The sequence below is a fragment of the Pseudomonas sp. SIMBA_068 genome (assembly GCF_046534705.1).
Lineage (GTDB): Bacteria > Pseudomonadota > Gammaproteobacteria > Pseudomonadales > Pseudomonadaceae > Aquipseudomonas > Aquipseudomonas putida.
On sequence record NZ_JAWRYI010000001.1, the window covers coordinates 1268549 to 1287831 of the forward strand.

Annotated in this window: 19 protein-coding genes; 6 read left to right on the plus strand and 13 right to left on the minus strand. The window is 64.1% G+C overall.

Going from position 1 to position 19283, the window contains the following annotated elements; translation table 11 throughout:
- From SB756_RS05815 to nrfB, 3 genes are read right to left on the minus strand one after another with little or no spacing between them, the layout of a single operon-like run.
- Positions 1-840, minus strand: a complete 840-nt coding sequence (locus tag SB756_RS05815; protein WP_410910375.1) for a DUF4434 family protein — start codon at positions 838-840, stop codon at positions 1-3.
- Positions 840-3845 carry a phage receptor gene (locus tag SB756_RS05820; RefSeq protein WP_410910376.1) on the minus strand — a complete coding sequence of 1002 codons (3006 nt, stop codon included), beginning with the start codon at positions 3843-3845 and terminating at the stop codon, positions 840-842. Before SB756_RS05820 ends, SB756_RS05815 begins: the two co-directional genes overlap by 1 nt.
- Positions 3842-6016 carry a cyclic di-3',5'-guanylate-activated glycosyltransferase NrfB gene (gene nrfB, locus SB756_RS05825; protein ID WP_410910377.1) on the minus strand — a complete coding sequence of 725 codons (2175 nt, stop codon included), beginning with the start codon at positions 6014-6016 and terminating at the stop codon, positions 3842-3844. Before nrfB ends, SB756_RS05820 begins: the two co-directional genes overlap by 4 nt.
- Positions 6017-6208: 192 nt before the next feature.
- Between nrfB and SB756_RS05830 the strand changes: the two genes are divergently transcribed.
- Positions 6209-6640 carry a PACE efflux transporter gene (locus tag SB756_RS05830; RefSeq protein WP_016499485.1) on the plus strand — a complete coding sequence of 144 codons (432 nt, stop codon included), beginning with the start codon at positions 6209-6211 and terminating at the stop codon, positions 6638-6640.
- 180 nt (positions 6641-6820) lie between these two features.
- Positions 6821-8380: a threonine ammonia-lyase, biosynthetic gene (gene ilvA / locus SB756_RS05835; protein WP_410910378.1), complete on the plus strand. Its 1560-nt coding sequence runs from the start codon at positions 6821-6823 to the stop codon at positions 8378-8380.
- Between the two features lie 88 nt (positions 8381-8468).
- Here ilvA and SB756_RS05840 read toward each other — a convergent pair whose 3' ends face one another.
- A complete protein-coding gene (locus SB756_RS05840) occupies positions 8469-8675 on the minus strand; it encodes a hypothetical protein (RefSeq protein WP_341798750.1) in 207 nt (68 codons plus the stop codon).
- A gap of 368 nt (positions 8676-9043) precedes the next feature.
- On the opposite strand from SB756_RS05840, the gene SB756_RS05845 reads away from it, so the two are divergent.
- Both SB756_RS05845 and SB756_RS05850 read left to right on the plus strand, forming a co-directional pair.
- Positions 9044-9844: a lipopolysaccharide biosynthesis protein gene (locus SB756_RS05845; RefSeq protein ID WP_410910379.1), complete on the plus strand. Its 801-nt coding sequence runs from the start codon at positions 9044-9046 to the stop codon at positions 9842-9844.
- 72 nt (positions 9845-9916) lie between these two features.
- The gene (locus tag SB756_RS05850; protein ID WP_341798752.1) at positions 9917-10417 is read left to right on the plus strand and encodes a methylated-DNA--[protein]-cysteine S-methyltransferase; all 501 of its coding nucleotides are present in this window, start codon (positions 9917-9919) and stop codon (positions 10415-10417) included.
- A gap of 3 nt (positions 10418-10420) precedes the next feature.
- On the opposite strand, the gene SB756_RS05855 is transcribed toward SB756_RS05850, so the two are convergent.
- The 3 genes from SB756_RS05855 to SB756_RS05865 all read right to left on the minus strand — a co-directional run bounded on the left by SB756_RS05855 (position 10421) and on the right by SB756_RS05865 (position 11995).
- Complete coding sequence (locus SB756_RS05855) at positions 10421-10663, minus strand: hypothetical protein (protein ID WP_016499490.1); 243 nt, start codon at positions 10661-10663, stop codon at positions 10421-10423.
- Positions 10660-11403 (minus strand): carbon-nitrogen hydrolase family protein, encoded by a 744-nt coding sequence (locus SB756_RS05860; protein WP_410910380.1) that lies wholly within the window; start codon positions 11401-11403, stop codon positions 10660-10662. The genes SB756_RS05855 and SB756_RS05860 overlap by 4 nt, the downstream gene beginning before the upstream one ends.
- 76 nt (positions 11404-11479) lie before the next feature.
- Complete coding sequence (locus SB756_RS05865) at positions 11480-11995, minus strand: DUF3016 domain-containing protein (protein WP_410910381.1); 516 nt, start codon at positions 11993-11995, stop codon at positions 11480-11482.
- Between the two features lie 75 nt (positions 11996-12070).
- Between SB756_RS05865 and SB756_RS05870 the strand changes: the two genes are divergently transcribed.
- Positions 12071-12802 carry a metallophosphoesterase gene (locus SB756_RS05870; RefSeq protein WP_410910382.1) on the plus strand — a complete coding sequence of 244 codons (732 nt, stop codon included), beginning with the start codon at positions 12071-12073 and terminating at the stop codon, positions 12800-12802.
- On the opposite strand, the gene SB756_RS05875 is transcribed toward SB756_RS05870, so the two are convergent.
- Together SB756_RS05875 and SB756_RS05880 are read right to left on the minus strand one after the other, a co-directional pair.
- Positions 12750-13364, minus strand: a complete 615-nt coding sequence (locus tag SB756_RS05875; protein ID WP_410910383.1) for a LysE family translocator — start codon at positions 13362-13364, stop codon at positions 12750-12752. The two genes, SB756_RS05870 and SB756_RS05875, sit on opposite strands and share 53 nt — an antisense overlap.
- Positions 13365-13469: 105 nt before the next feature.
- Positions 13470-14288, minus strand: coding sequence for an AraC family transcriptional regulator (locus tag SB756_RS05880; RefSeq protein WP_410910384.1), 819 nt, complete (start codon positions 14286-14288; stop codon positions 13470-13472).
- 131 nt (positions 14289-14419) lie between these two features.
- Between SB756_RS05880 and SB756_RS05885 the strand changes: the two genes are divergently transcribed.
- The gene (locus SB756_RS05885) at positions 14420-15043 is read left to right on the plus strand and encodes a LysE family translocator (RefSeq protein WP_410910385.1); all 624 of its coding nucleotides are present in this window, start codon (positions 14420-14422) and stop codon (positions 15041-15043) included.
- On the opposite strand, the gene SB756_RS05890 is transcribed toward SB756_RS05885, so the two are convergent.
- The 4 genes from SB756_RS05890 to hbdH all read right to left on the minus strand — a co-directional run bounded on the left by SB756_RS05890 (position 15040) and on the right by hbdH (position 19274).
- Positions 15040-17460, minus strand: a complete 2421-nt coding sequence (locus SB756_RS05890; protein WP_410910386.1) for an autotransporter outer membrane beta-barrel domain-containing protein — start codon at positions 17458-17460, stop codon at positions 15040-15042. The two genes, SB756_RS05885 and SB756_RS05890, sit on opposite strands and share 4 nt — an antisense overlap.
- 133 nt (positions 17461-17593) lie before the next feature.
- The gene (locus SB756_RS05895; RefSeq protein ID WP_016499499.1) at positions 17594-17869 is read right to left on the minus strand and encodes a peptidylprolyl isomerase; all 276 of its coding nucleotides are present in this window, start codon (positions 17867-17869) and stop codon (positions 17594-17596) included.
- A gap of 99 nt (positions 17870-17968) precedes the next feature.
- A complete protein-coding gene (gene eco, locus SB756_RS05900; RefSeq protein ID WP_410910387.1) occupies positions 17969-18448 on the minus strand; it encodes a serine protease inhibitor ecotin in 480 nt (159 codons plus the stop codon).
- 55 nt (positions 18449-18503) lie between these two features.
- A complete protein-coding gene (gene hbdH, locus SB756_RS05905; RefSeq protein ID WP_410910388.1) occupies positions 18504-19274 on the minus strand; it encodes a 3-hydroxybutyrate dehydrogenase in 771 nt (256 codons plus the stop codon).
- Positions 19275-19283 lie beyond the last annotated feature (9 nt).

Genomic DNA, 19283 nt, shown 5'->3' on the forward strand with positions numbered 1-19283 from the left:
TCAATTCTGTGGCAAAACACCCCGGGCCCAGGGCCTGTAGCGCAAGTCAAACACCGCCTCGAGATGGCACCCGCCAACCAGTTTCGGCTCCGTAGGTTCAGCCCTGAATACCTGCCCAGGTGCGCTCACCTGGCGGAACGCCTCGCGCACCACGCCTATTCGGCACGGCAAGGCCTGTTCGTAACCCTGGCGCACCAACGGCGGCAATCGCCCGGTGCCGGCGCCATCCTGCCACCACACAGTCAAGCCCAGGCCTGCCAGTTGATCCAGCCAGGCGGCGTTGACCCGGGGCGACAGCTTGCCTGCGCTGAAGGCACTGATGTGCAGAGGCTTGTCCAGTTGGCGGTTGAAGGCCTGTAACTGGCTGAACAGCGCTTCGCGCCGCGCGGGGTCGCGAAAATGCTGGTCGTCCAGCTCCATGGGCAGGTACCAGCCGTCCACCGACAACTGCCAGGCCTGGCGCAATTGCTGGTACTGGGTGAGCGAGCGCCCTAGTTGCGCTTTCCAATAGCTGTTCAGGCCTTCGCCGTCCAGTTCATCCAGACGCTGGTAGTAGGCGGGGTCCATGTACAGCCCCAGCACCACCTGCAGGCCTTGGGCACGTGCGCTGCGCAGGCTGTTGGCCAGCCAGCCCTGGGTGCCGCCGAAGTCGCTGTCGCCATAGGCGCTCCATTGCACGATCAAAGCCTTGCCCCCCTGGGCCACGGTGGCATGCCACAGCTGTTGCCACTGGGCGGGAGTGACATTGGCGTCGCGGTTGAGCGGTTGGTAGAACAGGCGCTGGTCGGCCGTGGCGGGCAGGCACAGGGCAAACAGGCAGAAGGCGAGGATCGCACGCATCAGAAGGTCATCTCCGCACCGACCAGCACGCCGTTGGCGCGCTCGTAAAGATTGCCGCCCAGCGACTGCTGGTACTCGGCACGCACTTTCAGCGAGCCGCGGTAGGCGTTGTAGCGGTCGTCATCGAACCACCATTGCCAGCGCACGCCAACCCCGGCCCGGGCGTCCTGGCGCCAGTCGTTGCTCGGGTCCTGGCTGGAGAACTCGACAAAGCCATAGGGCATGAGGGTTTGCGGGGCACTGCCGGGAAGTTTCCAGGCATGGCCTTGCTGGTAGCGCGACAGCCAGGCGTGATCGCCGGCGCGGGTCCACCAGGCCGCGTCGAGGTAGAGGAAGCGCTCGTTCCAGTCGTCTTCATCCACCCGCCAGTCATTGCGCCAGTCGCCCTGGTCGAAGAACGAGGCGGTGGCGCGCAACAGCAGGTCGTTGCTCGATTCGGCATGGTGGCGCAGGTCGCCCCAGTTGCCACCGACCTTGGCCGGGCTCAGCAGCTGGCCAAGGCTCAGGCCGCGGTAGTGCGCTTCGTCGATCTGCCGCTGGTGGTACAGCTCGGCGTACAGGTTGAGGTTGGCCTGGCCGAGCGGCTTGTAACGCAGGCCGACCCCTGTACCCATGCTTTGCGCATAGTCGGTGCGGCTCTGGCCACCGAACAGTACCCGGCCATACACCGACAGGGTGCTGCCGTTGCGGCTGGGTTCTTCGCCCAGGGCATGGTCCCACATGGCCAACTGCACGTTCTGCGATTGGGCACGGCGTGAGCTGCCGCTGCGCTGGCCGTTGTCGAGGAACTTGTCATTGGTCGAGGTGCCGGCGGGTGACCAGGTGCTGGCCAGGGTGATGGTGTCACGCCGTGACAAGCTTTCGTGGGCTCGGCGCTGGCGGTATTTGCGGGCTTCCAGGCTGCCGTATTCGTCGTCACCGTCGACCAGGTTCTGCTCCACATCGAGGATGCGGCGCAGCTCGCGGCGTGCCGAGGCACTGTCTTCGGCTTCGTCGTAGCGCAAGGCCAGGGTTTCGCCGAGGCGATAATCCTCGGGGAAGTCATGCGTGGCACGCTCCAGGTAGGGGATTGACTGGCGGCGCTGGGCCTTGTCTGTCGAGCCGGCCAGGCGCATGCCGTAGTCGGCGCGGTAACGTGGCTGATCGGGGGCCAGGCGCACGGCTTCGGCGAGCCAGGCCATGCTCTGGGCGCTGTCGCCGGCCAGTTGCGCGGTGTTGGCCGCGGCGTGGTAGTGGTCGGCCCGTGGGTTGCTTGCCAAGGCATGGCGCTGGAAACCCAAGGCCGCCTGGTAATTGCCCTGGCGCTGGGCAATGGCTGCGCCCAGTGCCCAGTCATCGGCGCTGTGGTGTGCGGCAGCGTCCCAATAGCGCCGGGCCGCGTCAGCGTCGCCTGCGTTCAGCGCGCCACCGGCGGCCGTGAGGCGGGCGTTGTCGGTCCAGGCGCTGTCCGGCAGGCTGCGCCAGATAGGCAGCGCGGCTTCGGAGTCGCCGGCCGCTTCAAGTGCATAGGCCAACGCCAGGCGGTTGCCGGCGTCGCCCAGGCGCTCGGCGGCCTGGTAGTAGACCACCGCTTCACCGGGTTGGTCGGGCATGGCGCAGCGGCCCAGGGCGCGGTACTGGCCGGGCTCGCGGGGGGTGGCCGGCACCGCCTGGCGAACGGCGTTGCACTGGCCGGCCTCGGCCAGGCGGCCGAGCAACTGGGCACGGGTATTGGCATCGACCCGGGGGATCAGGCCGAGCATGCGGTGGCTTTCCAGAGGCCCATCGTTGCGGGCATACAGGTTGCCCAGGCGCTGCAACAGCGATGGGCTGAGGCGGCCCTGACGGCGCTCGTAGGCCTGTTCCAGCAGTTGCCGGGCGTGACCGGCCTGGCCCTGTTCCACCAGCAGGAACGTAGCTTGCTCCAGTGCGGCCAGGTCGCCACTTTGCCGGTAGCGGTTTTCCCATTCTCTGGCTGTGCGCGGTTGTGGGGGCTGCGGCGGGTCGCCATACAGGCGTTGCTTGAGCACGGCGTAGGCGCGCGTGTCGGTAGTGGGTGTGCAGCCTTTGAACTGTTCGCGGGCCAGGTCCGGGTCATGGCGTGACAGCCAGTCGACGGTGTCCAGGCAGGGGCGTTGCAGGTCGTTGCTCAGGCGGCGCACCAGTGCCGCATCATCACCTTCGCGGGCCAGCTCCCACAATTGCTGGCGCTGGTCGGGCTTATTCAGTTGATCTGGCGGCAGCGACTGCAACCAGCGCTGGGCTTGCTGATTGTGGCCCATGGCAATGGCGCGGTTGGCCATGGCCAGGCGCGCCTGGTCAGCTGCTTGAGGAGAGGGCGCGCTGGGCAGCAGTTTGTTCAACCCTTTTTCATCCACCTGCTGGACATAGGCATTGGCCAGGCGTTGCCAGTCTTCGGCGGGCAACTGGCCCTTGTCGGCGAGCGGCTGCAGTTGCTCGATGGTTTCCTTCCAGTTGCGCAGTTGTTCGGCGAAGTTGGCCCGGACCAGGCGCAATACCTGGCCGTCATCCCTGGGCGGCAACTGGCTGAGCCAGTCCAGCGCCTTGCCCGCGCCACCGAATTTGGCCAGGCTCAGGCTATAGGCCTGCCACAGGCGCACGCGTTGATTGCCCTCACTGGCAGCCAGCCATTGTTCCACCTGGCTGGCCGGCGGTGGGTCCTGTTCGATCCAGGTCAGGCGCAGCTCGAGCAGGGCGTCGGCGTATTCGGGGCTGCCGTCGAGCTGTGCGGCCAGCGCTTCGGCTTCCTTGTAGCGGCGTTGATGGGCCAGGGCTTCTACCAGCAGTGCGCGGGCCTCGTCGTTGTTCGGCACCCGGCCCAGCACGTGACGGGTCAGGCGCTCGACCTCGGCCCAGTTGTCTTTCTTGGCCTCACGATAGCCGCGGTCCATGAACGGGAAGCTGGTGAACCGCTGGAAGTCGGTCATCGGTGCCGAGGCGTCGACAGGCAGCGCGGCGCAGCACAGCAACAGGCCAGTGAAAGTGAGGGAAAAGCGCGGCTTCATGCCACCTCCCGGGTCAGATCAAGGGCGGCCTGCTGCTCGATGGCCTGTTCGTCAAGCGCCTGCTGCAACACCTGTTCGGTGATGATGCCGCGGGCGATCAGGTGCTCGCCCAGGCTCTGGTGCTCGGGGTCGAAGTCGATCAGCGCCTGGTTGAACAGGGTGACCGGGACCATGCCGCGCACCTGCAACAGCGTACCGAGCATGATCTGGTGGTGGCTGACACGCTCCAGCAGCGCTTCATCGTCCTGATGGCGCTCCAGAATGGCCAGCATGTCGCGGGTTTCCGGCTTCTGCCAAGGGCTTGGGTAGTGGTAGCGCAGGCCCAGGGTTACCCGGCCCTGCGGCGCCAGTCGCACGCGGACCGGGCGTTTCAGGTAGCGGCTGATCACCCCCAGCGACACTTGGCTGACCGGGCTTTCGCTGGCAAGGATCAGCGTGTCGCCGTCTTCGGCAACGGGCAGCACGCCATAGTGCGTCGCCAGTTTGCGTGGCAGTGTGGCAATCAGTTGCGGGTCGAGCTTGAACGGGTTAAGCGGCGCCCAGGGCAGGTCCAGCTGCTCGGCCAGGGTGGCCACCAGTTGTTCGCTGTTCACCCAGCCACGCAGCAGCAGCTCGCGGCCCAGGCGCCGGCGTACCGGGCTGGTGATTGCCTGTTGCAGCTGTTCGTCACTGATCAGCCCTTTGGCCACCAGGCGCTGGCCCAGCGGCGTGCGGGCAGGGGCTGCGATGGCGGGGAATTCATGGGTGGTCTTGTCCCAGGCCACGCGCCGCGAGTCGCCCATTTCCATCACTTGGCGCAGGGCACGCAGGTTGGCGAAGAAGTTGACGAAGTTGCTCCACATCATCCGCGGTGCCGACAGCAGGCCTTCGCCGATACCATAGAAACGGGTGACGAACCAGCCGCGCTGGAACAGGCGATTGAACAGCATCAGCCCGTTCAGCCACAGCAGGGTAGACAACAGCCAACTGTCGCTAAGGATCGACATGAAGCGCCACGAGTCCGGCGCGATCACCGTAACCAGCCACATGGCCAGCAACACCAGCAGCAACATGTTGACCAAAAAGCTCAGCAGGTAGGCGAACAGCCCACGGCGGTCGCGCCAGAGGAAGTAGTTGAGTGCGCCCTTGCGGCTCCAGCCGAGGTTGCTGGTGCCCTGGAACACGATGCCGACGATCCACCGCGACTTCTGCCGGATGGCATTCTGCCAGTCACGCGGAAAGTGCTCGCGCACGCAGATCACCTGGGAGAATTCCCGGCTCATGCCCGGGCGCCACTCCTGCTTCAGGGTCAGCGCCGGGTCGGTGATGGAATAACGGGCGAAAATGCACTTCATGCCCTTTTGCTTCAGACGAAAGCCAATGTCGTAGTCTTCGGTGAGGCTCTGCACGTCGAAGGCAATGCCGTCGCCGTCCTCCAGCAGCGCACTGATGGCGCGGCGGCTGAAGCAGGTACCGACACCGGCGCTGGGCACCTGGCCGGTCAGCGCTTCGCGGACGATGACGTCCTTGCCGTGGTTTTCGGCAAACTCGTCGACATAGTGGCCGGCGGTAAAACCTTTCCATTCCGGTGCGTAGGGGTAGACCGGGATCTGGATCATGTCCTTGTTCGGCAGCAGGTAGTTGAACAGGCGCAGCTCCATGGGCGAGATCACGTCTTCGGCGTCATGCAGGATGAAACCGGCGAACTCGATGCCGGCGTCCTGCTGGAAGCGCAGCAGGGCGTCGATGATGTTGTTCAGGCAGTCGGCCTTGCTGGTGGGCCCTGGGCGTGCGCACACCACCTTGTGCACGTTGGGGTAGTGCAGGCACACCGCGTCGACGTCGGCCTGGGTTTGCGGGTCGTTGGGGTAGGTGCCGACGAAAATCTGGTAGTTCTCGTAGTCGATGGTGGAGGCCGCCAGGCGCGCCATTTCACCGACCACACCCACTTCGTTCCAGGCCGGGACCATGATGGCCAGGGGTTTTTCCGGCACTTCGTACAGGCGCTTTTCGTCGGCCTTTTCGTACTTGTCATACACGCGAAAGCGCCGGATCAACTTGCGCACCCAGTAGCACAGGTCGATGAACAGGTCGTCCAGGCCCAGCAGGAACATCAGCGAGGCAAGGATGATGGCCAGGATCTTCAGGCCGAACAGCACGTAGGTGAGAAAATCGATGAATGCCAGGCTCATATGGCAGGCACCGGCATGGCAGAGTGGGCCATCGTCTTTATCCTCGCTCGCTTCCCTCGACGAAGTTGTACGAAATGTCACTTCTGTACGGGATAGATACAAGCAGCCCTATACGCTGTTGTCCAAATTTCGGGCTTTTTCTTGTGAGCTACATCTTGTAGCTTTACAGGTCGTTCATTCAGGGAGCTGAACATGCAAGGCAAGGCCCGCAAGATCGTCCAGGCCATTCTCTATGAAGCCATCGCGGTCGCCTGCGTGGCGCCCGCGCTGGAGCTGGCGTTCGGTGCCGGCATGGCGCAGTCGACGGTGCTGTCGGTGCTGATGTCAGGCATCGCGATGAGCTGGAACATGGGCTACAACTGGGTGTTCGAGCGCTGGGAAGCGCGCCAGCGCCAGCGTGAGCGCACATTCATGCGGCGCTTGCTGCACGCCTTGGGCTTCGAGGGCGGATTGGTGGTGATCCTGCTGCCGCTGGTGGCGTACTGGCTGGATGTGAGCCTGTGGGCGGCGCTGCTGACCAACCTGGCGTTGTTCGTGTTCTTCTTCGTCTACGCCTTTGCCTTCCAGTGGGGCTTCGACAAAGTGTTCGATGTGCCGCTTTCGGCGCAGCAAGCCAAGTGTTGACTTTGTGCCGCACTAACGGCTAAGTTCCTACCCCATGAATACATTCCCGCATGTGAACGCCATTATTATTACCGCCATTATCAGCTTGGCGGGCTAGCGCGTACGTGCACCGAACTCGCCCTGGAGGCGGGTTTTTTCTCTCTGACTCCTGGGCAACATAAAAAAGCCAAGGAGTCATCGATGACCAGCTTCAGCGTCCCTCGTCTTACCGTCACCCCCCAGCAACTGCTGTCGGAGCAGGTGCGGCGCATTCTGGCCGCGCCGGTGTACGACCTGGCCATCGAAACGCCGCTGCAAGCCGCGCCTGCACTGTCTGCCAGCCTGGGTAACCAGGTGCTGCTCAAGCGCGAAGACCTGCAACCTACCTTCTCGTTCAAGATCCGCGGCGCCTACACCCGTTTGTCACGCCTGAGTGCTGTGCAGCGCGAGCGTGGGGTAATCACCGCCTCGGCGGGCAACCATGCCCAGGGCGTGGCCCTGGCGGCGTCGCACCTGGGCATGAAGGCCACCATCGTCATGCCGACCACCACGCCGTCACTCAAAGTGGAGGGGGTGCGGTCGCGCGGCGGGCATGTGGTGCTGCACGGTGAGAGCTTCCCCCACGCCCTGGCCTATGCCCTGACGCTGGCCGACAGCGAAGGCGCCACCTTTGTGCCGCCGTTCGATGACCCGGACGTGATCGCCGGGCAGGGCACCGTGGCCATGGAGATCCTGCGCCAGCGCCCGGCCGCGCTGGACGCCATTTTCGTACCGGTGGGCGGTGGCGGGCTGATCGCCGGTATCGCTGCCTACGTGAAGTACCTGCGCCCCGAGGTGAAGGTGATTGGCGTCGAGCCGGAGGACTCCAACTGCCTGCAGGCCGCCATGGCCGCCGGCGAGCGGGTGATCCTGCCGCAGGTCGGCACCTTCGCCGACGGTGTAGCGGTGGCGCAGATCGGCGCTCATTGCTTCGAGCTGTGCCGGCATTTTGTCGACGAAGTGGTAACCGTCAGCAGTGACGAGTTGTGCGCGGCGATAAAGGACATCTACGACGACACCCGGTCGATCACCGAGCCTTCTGGTGCCTTGGCCGTAGCCGGGATCAAGAAGTACGTGGCACGCGAAGGCGTGCAAGGGCAGACCTTGGTGGCCATTGACTCCGGGGCGAACGTCAACTTCGACCGCCTGCGCCATGTGGCCGAGCGGGCCGAGCTGGGCGAGCAGCGCGAGGCGATCATCGCCGTGACCATCCCCGAGCAGCCAGGTAGCTTCCGCGCCTTCTGCCAGGCGCTGGGCAAGCGGCAGATCACCGAATTCAACTACCGCTACTTCCCAGGCAAGGAAGCGCGCCTGTTCGTCGGGGTGCAGACTCACCCGGTGCACGACCCGCGTGATCAGCTGTTGGCCAACCTTCGTGAGCAGGGTTACAGCGTGCTGGACCTGACCGACAACGAGCTGGCCAAACTGCATGTGCGCCATACCGTGGGCGGCCACGCAGCGCCGGGCGCTGATGAGCGGGTGCTGCGCTTTGAGTTCCCCGAGCGCCCAGGGGCGTTGCTGGGCTTCCTGGAGCGGTTGGGCAAGCGTTGGAACATCAGCCTGTTCCATTACCGCAACCACGGCGCGGCGGAGGCCCGGGTATTTGCTGCGCTGGAGGTGCCGGCGGATGAGTCGGCGGGCTTGCCCTTGGCACTGGACGAGATGGGGTATCGGTATTGGGATGAGACTGACAACCCGGCGTACCAGCTGTTCCTGGGCTGACAGTTATTTTAGACACCGGGGGCCGCTGTGCGGCCCCTCGTTGCGCCTGCAGGGATCGCACGGGCGCCTGTATATCGAGCGCCCACGATCACCCCACTTCACTTCGCTTGTTCAATTGCTCGCACTGCACCTGCGCATCTGTCCGGCTCGGGTAGCTCGGCTTGAGCCTCTCCTTCGCCTGGTTGTCGTAAATGTCGAACCCTCCACACACGGTAGCGGCGTAGTAGCGGGTACCCACGCGGAACGACTCCTTTTCTATCGGCACCGCAGGAACGATAACGAATCTGGTTTGCATGTTTCGTGCCTCCCCAGGCAGAGACTTAAGTATTAGTCTCACCCGTGACAAGCATCAAGCAGGCTCATGAATAAAACCGCGTTTGATGAAATGGCGGCGGGCCGTCTGTCGCCTCCAGGGTGGTAATCGGTATTCCTGATCCAAAGTGGGGGAACAACCCTTGGGCCAGGTGGTCTGCTGAAATGGACTGAGTCGAACCAGGCGGCATTGAACATGCACCGTCTGAGCGCTGTGCAGCGCTCCAGAACCCCGCCAGTCAGGGACATGGCGGTCGATTATGTTCAGGTAGGTAAAGTTAGGTAAAAGCGGCCACGGCATATACACGGATCAGTATTGTGGTTTGTACTGTCCAGTTAAAGATGCCATTGATGAACACACTTCCGTTGCAGCCAAGCGCTGAACGCGGGGCGTTCTCCAGTTTCGAGGCGTGTCGCAACACCCAACAGGGCCCCGTGGTGATCCTTGCCTCTGGCGCCTCTGCCAAGCATTTTCCGCTGGGCGAATTCGCCCATTTACCCATCATCGCCATGAACGGTTCGGTTGCGATGACCGCCGAACACGGCATCCATCCATTCTTCTACGTGTGCACCGACAAAAGCTTTCGCCAGCAACAGCCGGCCCTGTTCGCCACTGCCGTGCGCGACAGCGAGCGCCTGGCGCTCTGGCCCGAGCAGTATGCGGGTGCCGATGTGCCGGTAGGCACCGAGTGCTATGCCTTGCATAAAGCGGATACGCCGGGCCTGCTGGACGGGTTGCGTGGCCATGGTGACAGCTGCGTGTGCAACCGCACCCTGTGGAGCAAACGCAGCCGCTCGATTGCCTTCAGCAAAGACTTGGCGCAGGGTTTCTTCGACGCCCGCACAGTGGCGTACGTGGCCTTGCAGTTGGCCTATCACCTGGGCTTCGAAGAAGTGTTGCTGGTGGGGGTGGACCTGGATCAGAGCGTCGGCCGCTTCTACGAGAACGGCCAGGGGCAGTGTTCGCCGTGTGGGCTCGACCAGCATTGGGAGAGCCGCATCCTGCCGTCGTTGACGCTGATGGCCAGGGAGGTCGTGAACGAGCACTTCCACGTTTACAACCTGTCATCGATCTCGCGGATTCCAGCCGAGCTGATCCCCAGGGTCAACCTCAGGGAAGCGCGCCGGATTGCCGGTTGTGCAATTACCTGAGCAAGAAAGCGGGTGCGTGCAGGGCTGTGGATGCGTACAGTACGCCGAACGCAAACAGGCAGGAACCCGCTCATGTCCAGCGCATTCACCTTCATGCATTCGCCCGTCGGCACCCTGACCCTGGTTGCCCGCGGCCAGTGCCTGGCAGCCGTACTGTGGGAAGAGGAACGGGAAAACCGCGTGCGCCTCGGCGCCTTGCACCGTGACGACCAGTGCCCGGTGCTACTGGACACCGTGCGGCAGCTTGGCGAGTACTTTGCGGGCAAACGCCAGCGCTTCGAGCTGGCGCTGGATTTCGCCGGTACCGAGTTCCAGCGCCAGGTGTGGGCCGCGCTGCTGGCGATACCCTTCGGTGAAACCCGCAGCTACGGCGACATCGCCCGGCAGATCGGCAACCCCAGCGCGGTGCGAGCGGTAGGCGCCGCCAATGGCCGCAACCCGATCTCGATCATCGCCCCGTGCCACCGCGTGATCGGCGCTTCGGGCAGCCTGACCGGCTTTGCCGGTGGCCTGGCGGCCAAGCAGTACTTGCTGGCGCTGGAGGGCCGGCAAAGCCTCGCGCTGGACCTGTAGGCGTCAGCTGAACCAGCTGGCGACCAGGCAGGCCAGCAACGCCAGCGCCGAGCCAGCCATCAGGGTGTACTGCCGATGGGCCCGACGTGCATGGGCCTTGACCGCACGCAGGTACTCGCCGGGTGTCGGTGCATCGGGCCGATGGCGCAAACCCTCGGCCACATCGGCAAGCTGGCCCTGGATCAGCAAGCCGACCAGGTAGTAGGTGCAGGTGTAACTCAGCAACGCCAGAAACAGATAGATCATGCCGGGTGTGGGTCCAAAGGCAGGGCCATTGCGCTGGCGTTGCCAGTGTCCAGCATGATCAGCCCTTCACTGTGGTCGTCCAGGCGGGCCAGCAAGCGCCCCTGGCTGTCCCAGGCTGCCGAACCGCCCGCACCGATGAAGGTGTCGGCTGGCCCCACGCAGTTGGCCATCAGTATCGGCATGCCCAGTTCACGTGCCACCTCCGGGTAATGTGCGTATCCCTCGCGGATGCCCTTGGCGGTTTTCGCCACGCTGACCAGATACAGGTCGGCGCCGTGCTCGCGGGCGGCGGCCGCGTGGGCCATGAACATCGATTCGTAGCAGATTGCCGGTGCCACCCGATGATCGCCTACTTGCAGCAGCAGTGCCTGATCGCCTGGGGTGAAGTAGGGCAGCTCGTCATCATGCAGGCGCCGTTTGGCGTAGGCCTGGCGCGGTGCCCCGGGGCTGAAGATGGGCATGCCGATGCGAATACCGTCGGGTGTCGGCAACGGCAGGCCAACGGCCACGGTGATACCCAGGCGGTCACAGGCTGCCTGCAGCGGGCCCAGTCGCTCGGAGCTGACCGGCAAGGCGGCCTGGCGCGCAAGGCTGGGCTCATAGCCGGTCAGCGACAGTTCGGGGAACACCACCAGCTCCGCGCCAAGGGCCGCGGCCTGCTCGATGCAGGCCAGATGACGCTGGAGATTGCCTGGCAAATCGCCTTTGAGCGACGCCAGTTGTACGGCGCACAGTTTCATGAAATACCCTTCCCTGGTAAAGGTTGAAGGGCCGAGCATACTATCGGCACCAACGCCTGTACCAGTGAAGGCTTTTTCAGGTTGCCGGGTGCGTCGCGAAGCGCTGGCGGAACCAGTCGTCGAGCATGGCCTTCTCGGCATACAGGCGGTCGCTGCTGCTGGCGCCCCGGCCGGGGCGGCTGAGGTACATCTTGTCGCTGACCCGTTCCTCGGCCTGCTGGGCGGGTTTGCCCGGCTGGCTGAGGGTGTAGGTGAGGTCGATGCTCGGCCAGGTGATCTCGCGCATGAAACGCACATCGTAGGCCTGGCTGTGCCAGGGCTCGAAGCGCCCGGCCAGGTCGATGTCGCGGATATCGATGACCAGCTGCTGGCCCGGCTGCAGGTAACGCTGACCGAGCTTTTGCAGGTACTGGGTAAGGGACTTCATCACATAGGCGTCGGCGCCACGCTCATAACCGTGGCTGTCCAGGCTGGCGTCGCGGAATTGTTCCGGGTGGTCGAAACGCACCTCGACCTGCGCGGCCGGGGAGCCTTGTGCCATGCTGTTCAGTGACAGCGCCATGAGCACGGCACACACGAGGGCGGTACGCATGATGCACCTCCGGGGTAGATTGGGGGTGTTTCCATTTTACGCCCGCCATGGCAGCACCTGCAGAGGAAGATTGTAATGGGACGGTTTCGGCGGTTGCTCGCCAATATCCGGGGGCGTGACCTGGCGGTGGGCGATATCCATGGTCACTTCCAGCGCCTGGAACAGTGCCTTGAAGCGGTGGGGTTCGACCCCGCGGTAGACCGCCTGTTCAGTGTGGGTGACCTGGTCGACCGGGGGCCGCACAGCGAGGCCGTGCTGGAGTGGCTCGCGCAGCCTTGGTTCCATGCGGTGCAAGGTAACCATGAGGCGCTGGCAATCACTCGCGTGCGTGGGGGGCGGCTTGACCTGGACATGTACCGCGCAGCGGGTGGGAGCTGGTTCCTGGACCTGCCGCGGGCCGCACAATTGCGCTTCGTGGAGCGCTTCGAGCAGTTACCGATTGCCATCGAAGTGGAAAGCGCGGCCGGCCTGGTCGGGTTGCTGCATGCAGACAGCCCGTTTGCTGATTGGGCAGTGCTGCGTTCATGGCTGGAGCTGGAGCTGGATCACGACCCGAAGGTACGCGAGGTATGCCAGTGGTCGCGGCGGCGCCTGAAGGAAGGCGATACCCAACCGGTGCAGGGCCTGCGTGCTTTGCTGGTCGGGCACACGCCGGTGCTGGAGGCAAAGCTGCTGGGTAATGTCTGGCACCTGGACACGGGGGGCTGGGCGAGCGGCCACTTTACCTTGATGGACATGCGTACCTTGCAACTGGTCAGCCCCGGGCCAGATGCAGCAGCAGCGCCGCAGCCAATATCACCAGCATGAGCCCTGAGGCCCGCTCCAGCCACGGCAGGCTGCGAGCGAAACGCCGCAGTACCCGCTGGTTACCGATGGCCACGGCCACCAGCAGGTCCCAGAGCAGGACGATGCTGAACATCCACACGGCGTAGGCCGATTTCCAGCCGGTGCTGGCGCTGGCTACCATACTGGCAAGGCTGGCATAGAACAGCGCGTTCTTGGGGTTGAGGATGCCGGACAAGAAGCCCATGCCCAGATTGTGCCACCAGCCTTGGACCCGCTGGTTGTCAGTGACTGAGCGCAGGCTGGTTTGCCCGGCATGGCGCAGGAACAGCACGCCGGTGTACAGCAGGTAGCTGGCGCCGGCCAGTTGCAGGGACGTGAACAGCAGGCTGCCTTCCTGCAACACCGACAGGCCGGTGAAGGCCATGGCGATGAACGCGCCATTGGCCAGGGCAATGCCCAGGCAGGCGCCGCTGGCGATGCGCCAGCCGCTGTTGATCGAGCTGCGTGCGACCAGGAAGAAGTCCGGGCCGGGTGAGAGCAGGGCGAGGAAGTGGGCGAGGGCGATGATCAGGAACTGTTGCATGGGCGGCGCGGCTCTGCGGGAAAAACCGCAGTCTGCTGCCGGGCTTGTCAGGCGTATTGAAGAATATTGCGTGGTAGTGCCTTGGGGCTGCTGCGCAGCCCTATCTCAAGGGCTGCGCACATCCCGATACTGCCCTGGCGTCACGCCCACATGGGCCTTGAATACCCGCTGGAAATGGCTTTGGTCGGCGAACCCGAGGCGGTAGGCCACCTCCGCCAACGCCAGCCCTTCACCCAACAACTGCCGCCCGCGATTGATCCGGGCATTGAGCACATAGGCATGCGGGGTCAAGCCGGTGGCGGTGCGGAATGCGCGGATCAGCTGGTAGCGCCCAAGGCCGGCTTCGCGGGCCAGCACCTCCAGGCATAGTTGCGCGGGGTCTTGCCCTTCGAGGCGCGCGATCAACCCGCTCAACGCAGTCGCCCCCAAGGCGGGGGCTGCTGCCAGAGGGGCTTGTGCGGAAAAGTCCAGGTCACCCACAAAGGCAATCAATGCCGCATCCTTCTCACTGTTGCTGGCGCTGGAGAACAGCAACCTGTTCAGCTCGCAGAACTGCCCATACACCGCCGGCGCCCGGCAGATACGCGCCGGCTCGCCGGGCCCGGCGCCGCCTAGCCCCGACTCCAGGCGCACGTATGCCAGCCAGTCGGCATCCACATGCAGCATCTGGTAGCTCCAGGCGTGGCCGGGCTCGGGGTTGCAGGCATGTACGCGGTGGGCTGGCACCAGCACCAGCGTGCCGGGCGTCAGCCGTTCCTGCCCATGCGCGGCGCCGCTGAAATGGCTGTGGCCGGCATCCACCGCACCGATGGAAAATGTCGGGTGACTGTGGGCCTTGTAACAGGCCCGGCTATGACAGGCGCGGCGGCTTTCCACATGCGGGAGTGCCGGGTCGCGCCACAGCGCGGCGTGGGAGCGGGGCATCACAAGGTCCTCTATGTCGCAGGCAGCGTAACAGGTGCCGCGTACCCATACAGTTTTTATCGCTGGCTGTAGCTTGACCGCAAGGCCCGGCAGAGGCCGAAATAGACGCTTGTTGCCAAAGGAAAACAACAATGGACCTTTCAAGCCTGCTGCTTTTCATCCCCGCCTGCTTTGCCCTGAACATGGCGCCGGGGCCGAACAACCTGCTGTCGCTGCACAACGCCAGCCGCTATGGCCTGCGCACGGCCTGCGTGGCCGGGGGTGGTCGCATCGTCGCCTTCAGCGGCATGATCGCCCTGGCGGCCATGGGCCTGGCCGTGGTGCTGCATACCAGTGAATACTTGTTCCTGGCCATCAAGGTAGTGGGTGCGGCCTACTTGTTCTACATCGCCTGGCAACTGTGGCGTGCACCGGTAGGCGAGGCAGTGGTGGCAGCGGACCACCCGCGTGGCACCTGGCGCCTGACGCGCCAGGAGTTCTGGGTGGCGGCCGGCAACCCCAAGGCCATCCTGATCTTCACCGCATTCCTGCCGCAGTTCGTTACGGTCGGCAGCGCCACCCCGGTGAGCGAGCAGTTTCTTTGGCTAGGGGTGTTGTTCCTGCTGTTGGAATGGGCGGCCATTGCCCTCTATGCAGGCCTGGGCGCCTACATGCAGCGCTGGTTCAGCCAGCCTGGCCCGCGCCGCGTGTTCAACCGGGTCAGCGCCTCCCTGCTGGGCTGCGCCGGCCTCGGCTTGCTGGCGGCGCGCCGCTAGAACTGCCAGCGCACCCCCAGGTTGACGCCGCTGGCTTCCTGCTGGCGGCTGTCCAGGTTGGCGGTGTACTGCACGCCGCCATGCAGGCTCAGCGCTTGGCTGACCTGCGCCACCACGCCGCTTTCCAGTTGCACTGAGGTATAGCGGTAGTCGGTCTTGACCTTGTCGACACCATCGAAGGTCAAGGTGTCGCGGCCACCGTCGCCGTGCCACAGGTTAACCTGCGCATAGGGCTGCAGCAGGCGCCCGCTGCTTCCCGTGAACGCACCTTCCAGGCGCACACCCAAGCGCCCGGTAAGCTCGACCTGAGCGTCATGGCTGATGTGCGAGACACTATCGTTTGCGCTGTCGAGCGAGACTTTTTGTGCAATCAGCTGGGCTTGCGGCTCCAGCGTCCAGCGTTCGGACAGGGCGATGGGGTAGCCGGATTCCAGCGACGCCGTCCAGGCGTGGCCATCGATGTCCAGCTTGTCGCCGCGGTGCGAGCGGGCACGTCCATCTAGACGGGTGTACTGCAACACTGCATCCAGATACGCGCCTTGTGGCCCGACCAGCGTCCAGTAAGTGCCGACGCTGTCACCATCAAGTTTCAGGTCACCCACGCTGCGATCTTGCTCGGCCAGGGCGAAACCTTTGACGTCGGCGTCCAGGCGGCTGTGGCTGACGTAGATACCGACATGCTGACGGTAACCGTTGTCGCCGACCTTGGCATACAGGTCCTGGCCCACCTTGAAACCGTACAGGTCGCCATCCAGGCTCGGGCTGACCGTACCGCTCCATTGCTGGCGCAGGGTGCCGCCGTAGGCCTGCCCCCAACTGGCAGGCAGGGCGCCTTCGCCTTTGAGCAACTGTTGGTCGCCCTGGCGTTGATGGAAGGTGCCCAGGGCCTGGCGGGCGATAATCGCAGCGCCTCTTGGGGCGGCAGCGTAAACCGGCACCTCCGGGCGATACAGCGGCAGGCTTTCGCCTTGCACGGGGGCGGGCAGGTCAACCTGGCCAGGTGCCGGTGCGGCAACAGGTTGTGTCTGGGCCGGTGCTATCACAGGTGGCTCGCCCGGCTGTGAAGGTTGAGTGGGTTGTTCGGGCTCGGGTACCGGTGCTGGAGCGGGTGGCGCGACCAGCGTCGAGCGCAGGTACCAGCTGTTTTCGCTGCCAGCGGTTACACCACCTTTGAACAACCGGTAGTCATAGGCACCCACCGATAGCGTTTGCGTCTGCACAAATGCAGTGGCCGTGCTGGTGGCGCCGTCACGGGCTTCGACGACCTGGATGCCGTTCTGTGCAGTTGCTGCACCCGCGCCATTGAGGTTGTTGACGAGCAATTGCGTGGAGCCGCTAATGGCGCCACGGCTGACTACCAGGCGGTCGGAGGCTGCGCCATCGCCTGCCAGCACGCTATTCAGGCGCAGTGTGCCGTTGTTACCGGTGTAATCGCCCTGAACGGTCAGGCGGCCTTGAGCGTCGTTGCCACGACTCAGGTCGATGGTGCCGGCGTTGACTACCGATACCTTGCTGTCACTCTGGATGCTGACGATGCTGCCCTGACGGCTGTTCAGCGCGCTGCTTGCATCGATTTGCAGGGTCCCGGTCCCAGTGGCCGGGATCACGCGCGGCTGATCGCTGCCCAGGTCTCCCAGCGTAAGGGTGTCGTTGAGGGTGAGCCGGCTGCCTTGCTGGAGGTTGATGGACTCCCAGTTTATGTACGACGCACCTTGGCCGACCTGACTCTGCTCGAATGTCAGTGTGTCCGTGCCGGTACCGCCGTCCAGGATAACGGCAGAGTTGCCCAGGTCGAGGGCGCGGACGATGGCGGTGTCATCGTCATTCTCCATGATGACCCGTTTACCGATCTGGCCACCCGTCCAGGTAAATTCATCCTTGCCGTTGCCAGTGCGTATTTCGCCTTTGAGCGTGCCGCCGCTGATGGTTATCTTGTCAACGCCGCTACTGGTACTGATATCACCGCCGACGGTGCCGCCCGTCATGATGATCGTGTCGTTGCCAAGCCCGCTGACCACGTTGCCAACAACAACGGTTTCGACACCGAGCCCTTGGGAAATCTCGAGGAAGTTGTCAGCGAGCTTGAGATCGATTCGGCCAATGCTGCCGCCTTTGAACCACGCCGTGTCACCATCTTCAAAAGCGCCCGTGATGGTGCCGCCGGTCATGGTGAACGTGTCCATGTCACCGCCTTGGTTCAATGACCCGAGCGTGCCGCCAGACATGGTGAAGGTGTCTTGGCCATTGCCTTGTTGCAATGACTGGACCGTTCCGCCGCTGAGGGTGAACTCATCAGCGGCATCGGTTTGCACGAGGGCGCCAAGGGTCTCACCGGGGGTAACCGTCAGGGATTGGGAATGAGCCAGTAATGGCAGTGCCAGCAGGGGGATGGGCAGCAGCAGGCGGGGGCATCGCATAGGCAGGTCTCCGGGTCCATTCAAGGGTCCACTACCTGAAGCGACGCCAGCAGGACGGCTTCGGCCCTGCCGGAGTTGTATGCAATGTAAGGTGACGGGACAACTGGCAAAAATGTCAGGTGGCCCGCTGCCATCAATCGCGGTAGAACGTTTGCACCAGGTGGTAGCCGAACTTGCTCTTGATCGGCCCGTGCACCACACGCAAAGGTTTCTTGAAAATTACCTGGTCGATAGCGCCGACCATCTGGCCCGGGCGGACTTCGCCCAGGTCGCCGCCGCGCTTGCCCGAAGGGCAGATAGAAAACTTTTTGGCGAGCACGTCGAAAGCCTCGCCGTTGGCGATGCGCTGTTTGAGCTTTTCGGCTTCGTCAGCGGTCTTGACCAGGATGTGGCGGGCTTGGGCTTTCATGAGGTACCTGTGCTTCGGGCGCGAAAAAAGGGGCGCATTATGCCTGATAGATTCGCCTTGCAGGAGCGGCACAAGGCCGCTCCTGCAGGGACCGCGGTATTACTCTGCTTTGGCCTTTTGCACGTCCTGCGACGCCGACCAGATGCGGTAGCGCACCTCGACATCCTTGGGCACATACACCACCACCGGCAGCTTGCTGTTGTAGCGCAGCATGAAGCCGTCACCGATTACCGGCACGAAGGCCTTGGTCTTCTTGCCATCCGGGCAGGCCATCAGGGTGCTGGCCGGGCCGCTGACTTTGTCCAGGCGGTAGTAGTTGTAACCCCAGCCTTCCAGGGTGCGTTCTTCCAGGCTGCCGCCCAGGCGCTGGCGATTGCAGTCGACCTGCAACGTCTTGCCGGCGAGGATTTCCAGTTTGTAGGCCGATTCATCGGCCTGTGCCGGCAGGTGGATAACCTGCCGGGTAAAGCCTTTTTCCGCTGCGGGGTAAGGCGCGACGTCCTTCAGGCTGGCCGCCATCAAAGGCGTGGCGGCAGCCAGGGTGAGGGCCAGAATTGCGGTCATCGGGGTAGGGCGCATAGGGCCTCCTTGCAGATAAACGAATGCGAACCCGCCGCCAGGCCCAGGCTGCCCGTCACTGGGCCAACCAGCCACCATCGACGTTCCAGGCGGCGCCGCGAACCTGGCTTGCGGCCTCGCTGCACAGGAATAGTACCAGTTCACCCAGGTGCTCGGGGGTGACAAACGCCAGCGACGGTTGCTTTTCGGCCAGCAGATCATGCTGTGCTTGCAGCAGATCGCCACCGTTGGCAGCACGATCGTCGATCTGCTTTTGCACCAGCGGGGTCAGCACCCAGCCGGGGCAGATGGCGTTGCAGGTGACATAGCTGGTCGCGGTTTCCAGCCCTACCACCTTGGTCAGGCCGATCACACCATGCTTGGCTGCCACGTAGGCCGCCTTGCCGGTCGAGCCGACCAGGCCATGCACCGAGGCAATGTTGATGATGCGCCCCCAGTTGCGCGTGCGCATGCCCGGCAGGGCCAGGCGCGTGCCATGGAACACGGCTGACAGGTTCAGGGCAATGATCTTGTCCCAGCTTTCCAGCGGGAACTGCTCCACCGGCGCTACATGCTGGATGCCGGCGTTGTTGACCAGGATGTCGACGCCACCGAATTGGCGTTCGGCCAGGGCGAACAGCGCTTCAATCTGGGCCACGTCCGACAGGTCGGCCGGGTGGTGAACCACCTTCACGCCATGGCGGGCGATGTCGGCAATAGCCGGTGCCGGGTCGCCAAAGCCGTTGAGCACGATATTGGCGCCAGCGCGGGCCAGCACCTGGGCGATACCCAGGCCGATGCCGCTGGTGGAACCGGTGACGAGTGCAGTCTTGCCTGTGAGGGTCATGCAAAGCTC

Bases quoted from the DNA above. Each gene is read 5' to 3' on its own strand.
- SB756_RS05815 (WP_410910375.1), bottom strand. From the start codon at position 840: ATGCGTGCGATCCTCGCCTTCTGCCTGTTTGCCCTGTGCCTGCCCGCC.
- SB756_RS05820 (WP_410910376.1), bottom strand. From the start codon at position 3,845: ATGAAGCCGCGCTTTTCCCTCACTTTCACTGGCCTGTTGCTGTGCTGC.
- nrfB (WP_410910377.1), bottom strand. From the start codon at position 6,016: ATGAGCCTGGCATTCATCGATTTTCTCACCTACGTGCTGTTCGGCCTG.
- SB756_RS05830 (WP_016499485.1), top strand. From the start codon at position 6,209: ATGCAAGGCAAGGCCCGCAAGATCGTCCAGGCCATTCTCTATGAAGCC.
- ilvA (WP_410910378.1), top strand. From the start codon at position 6,821: ATGACCAGCTTCAGCGTCCCTCGTCTTACCGTCACCCCCCAGCAACTG.
- SB756_RS05840 (WP_341798750.1), bottom strand. From the start codon at position 8,675: ATGCAAACCAGATTCGTTATCGTTCCTGCGGTGCCGATAGAAAAGGAG.
- SB756_RS05845 (WP_410910379.1), top strand. From the start codon at position 9,044: ATGAACACACTTCCGTTGCAGCCAAGCGCTGAACGCGGGGCGTTCTCC.
- SB756_RS05850 (WP_341798752.1), top strand. From the start codon at position 9,917: ATGTCCAGCGCATTCACCTTCATGCATTCGCCCGTCGGCACCCTGACC.
- SB756_RS05855 (WP_016499490.1), bottom strand. From the start codon at position 10,663: ATGATCTATCTGTTTCTGGCGTTGCTGAGTTACACCTGCACCTACTAC.
- SB756_RS05860 (WP_410910380.1), bottom strand. From the start codon at position 11,403: ATGAAACTGTGCGCCGTACAACTGGCGTCGCTCAAAGGCGATTTGCCA.
- SB756_RS05865 (WP_410910381.1), bottom strand. From the start codon at position 11,995: ATGCGTACCGCCCTCGTGTGTGCCGTGCTCATGGCGCTGTCACTGAAC.
- SB756_RS05870 (WP_410910382.1), top strand. From the start codon at position 12,071: ATGGGACGGTTTCGGCGGTTGCTCGCCAATATCCGGGGGCGTGACCTG.
- SB756_RS05875 (WP_410910383.1), bottom strand. From the start codon at position 13,364: ATGCAACAGTTCCTGATCATCGCCCTCGCCCACTTCCTCGCCCTGCTC.
- SB756_RS05880 (WP_410910384.1), bottom strand. From the start codon at position 14,288: ATGCCCCGCTCCCACGCCGCGCTGTGGCGCGACCCGGCACTCCCGCAT.
- SB756_RS05885 (WP_410910385.1), top strand. From the start codon at position 14,420: ATGGACCTTTCAAGCCTGCTGCTTTTCATCCCCGCCTGCTTTGCCCTG.
- SB756_RS05890 (WP_410910386.1), bottom strand. From the start codon at position 17,460: ATGCGATGCCCCCGCCTGCTGCTGCCCATCCCCCTGCTGGCACTGCCA.
- SB756_RS05895 (WP_016499499.1), bottom strand. From the start codon at position 17,869: ATGAAAGCCCAAGCCCGCCACATCCTGGTCAAGACCGCTGACGAAGCC.
- eco (WP_410910387.1), bottom strand. From the start codon at position 18,448: ATGCGCCCTACCCCGATGACCGCAATTCTGGCCCTCACCCTGGCTGCC.
- hbdH (WP_410910388.1), bottom strand. From the start codon at position 19,274: ATGACCCTCACAGGCAAGACTGCACTCGTCACCGGTTCCACCAGCGGC.